Below are 2069 nucleotides of genomic sequence, written 5' to 3'. Positions count from 1 at the left end.
GGCGTAGCGGCATATCTGAGCGAGAACGCCAACAACCTCTAAGGTTGCGCGGCGCAATAAAAAACCCGGCATGCCGGGTTTTTTATTGCGCCGCGCAACCTTAGAGGTTGTTGGCGTTCTCGCTCAGATATGCCGCTACGCCTTCTGGCGATGCAGTCATGCCTTTGTCGCCTTTCTTCCAGTTAGCCGGGCAGACTTCGCCGTGCTCTTCGGTGAACTGCAGGGCATCAACCAGACGCAGCAACTCATCCATGCTGCGGCCCAATGGTAGGTCGTTGACGATTTGTGCGCGCACCACGCCATTCAAATCGATCAGGAACGCGCCGCGATAAGCCACACCGCCGGCGGCTTCAACGTCGTAGGCTTTGCAGATTTCGTGGGTGATGTCAGCCGCCAGGGTGTACTTGACCTGACCAATGCCGCCGGCATTGATTGGGGTGTTACGCCAGGCGTTGTGGGTGAAGTGCGAGTCGATCGAGACGCCGACCACTTCCACATTGCGCGCCTGGAAATCTGGAATGCGGTGATCCAGAGCAATCAGCTCGGACGGGCACACGAAGGTGAAGTCCAGCGGGTAAAAGAACACCAGGCCGTATTTGCCTTTGATCGCGGTGGACAGGGTGAAGCTTTCGACGATTTCGCCATTGCCCAGTACCGCTGCCACGGTGAAATCAGGTGCTTGTTTGCCTACCAGTACGCTCATTGCATATCTCCTTAAAAAATTCAGGGCTGCAGACCGCTGCCAACGCCATCCACTATAGCGTGCTGACGCTCGGCGCGACGCAGGGCCGTTAATCATACACCGGCCATTTCTGTACCGCCCATCGCTTTTTACCACCCCCCTTGCAGCGCTAAGTCCTTGTAAAACATGGGCCTTAGCCTGAACGGCGAAGTTTTGGCAGCCATCTCAATATACAATCATTCGCATTAAGATTAAGATACGCGCATCGAATCAATAGCCCGTGAGCCCTCGCTTATGTACGTTTGCCTCTGCCAAGGTGTTACCGACGGTCAAATCCGCGAAGCCATTTACGACGGCTGTTGCAGCTATCGCGATGTGCGCGAAACCCTCGGGGTGGCCAACCAGTGCGGCAAATGTGCATGCCTGGCCAAGCAAGTGGTACGCGAAACGCTCAGCGATATGCAGCTAGGCCAAGCCGCGGCAACGCGCCCTTGCACTTTCGTCGCTGCCTGAAGCAAGCCCGAACAATACAGCCGGACCTCGCCTCCGGCTTTTTTATGCCTGCAATTCAAGCGCTTAGCGGCCTAGCGCAGAACTTAATCACTCTTATTTAGATTAATTTTTGCTTTAAATTCAATGCCTTAGCATTTGACAGACAAGGATTGCCGGCCGAGAATTTAAGACCACTCAATCTCCTGGCACGGCGGATCCGACATGAAAGGCGACAAGAAAGTCATCCAGCATCTAAATAAGATCCTCGGCAACGAGCTGGTCGCCATCAATCAGTATTTCTTGCATGCGCGCATGTACGAAGACTGGGGCCTGAAGAAGCTTGGCGAGCACGAGTATCACGAGTCCATCGACGAGATGAAACACGCCGACAAACTGATCAAGCGCATTCTGTTTCTGGAAGGCCTGCCCAACGTACAAGACTTGGGAAAATTGCTCATCGGCGAAAACACTCCAGAAATGCTGGCCAGCGACCTGAAAATTGAGCACAAGGCCCATGTCGACCTGAAAGAGGCAATTGCCTACTGCGAAAGCATCGCCGATTACGCCTCCCGCGACCTGCTGCGCGAAATCCTCTGCTCGGAAGAGGATCACATCGACTGGCTGGAAACCCAGCTAGGGCTGATCGACAAGGTCGGCTTGCAGAACTATCTGCAGTCGCAGATGGACGAATAAAGCCTAGGGTCTGTTGCCGTTTCATTCGCGGCCGCGCCGGAACCTGTTTTTGCGCGAGGCAAGGCACGAGGAGCGCGGTTTGGTTGTTCCAAATGAGCGACGAGAAACGCCGCCTCGCGCAAAAACAGGCCCGGCCCTTCGGGTTGCGCGGGAAATGGCCCCCGCTGTTGTTGCAGGACTTGGCAAGGGAATAACCATTACC

At 55.0% G+C, this 2069-nt stretch carries 3 protein-coding genes; 2 read left to right on the top strand and 1 reads right to left on the bottom strand.

Going from position 1 to position 2069, the window contains the following annotated elements:
• Positions 1 to 100 precede the first annotated feature (100 nt).
• Positions 101 to 703 carry a peroxiredoxin gene (locus tag Q8R10_RS03815; protein WP_305651177.1) on the bottom strand — a complete coding sequence of 201 codons (603 nt, stop codon included), beginning with the start codon at positions 701 to 703 and terminating at the stop codon, positions 101 to 103.
• Between the two features lie 273 nt (positions 704 to 976).
• On the opposite strand from Q8R10_RS03815, the gene Q8R10_RS03810 reads away from it, so the two are divergent.
• Together Q8R10_RS03810 and bfr are read left to right on the top strand one after the other, a co-directional pair.
• Complete coding sequence (locus tag Q8R10_RS03810; RefSeq protein WP_305651175.1) at positions 977 to 1195, top strand: bacterioferritin-associated ferredoxin; 219 nt, start codon at positions 977 to 979, stop codon at positions 1193 to 1195.
• 201 nt (positions 1196 to 1396) lie between these two features.
• Positions 1397 to 1867: a bacterioferritin gene (bfr, locus tag Q8R10_RS03805; protein WP_305651174.1), complete on the top strand. Its 471-nt coding sequence runs from the start codon at positions 1397 to 1399 to the stop codon at positions 1865 to 1867.
• The last annotated feature ends 202 nt before the right edge of the window (positions 1868 to 2069 follow it).

Origin of the sequence: Pseudomonas sp., from assembly GCF_030698175.1 — a bacterium.
GTDB lineage: Bacteria > Pseudomonadota > Gammaproteobacteria > Pseudomonadales > Pseudomonadaceae > Aquipseudomonas.
The sequence above is the reverse complement of the archived record's forward strand: the minus strand, read 5'-3'. Positions and strand labels throughout refer to the sequence as shown.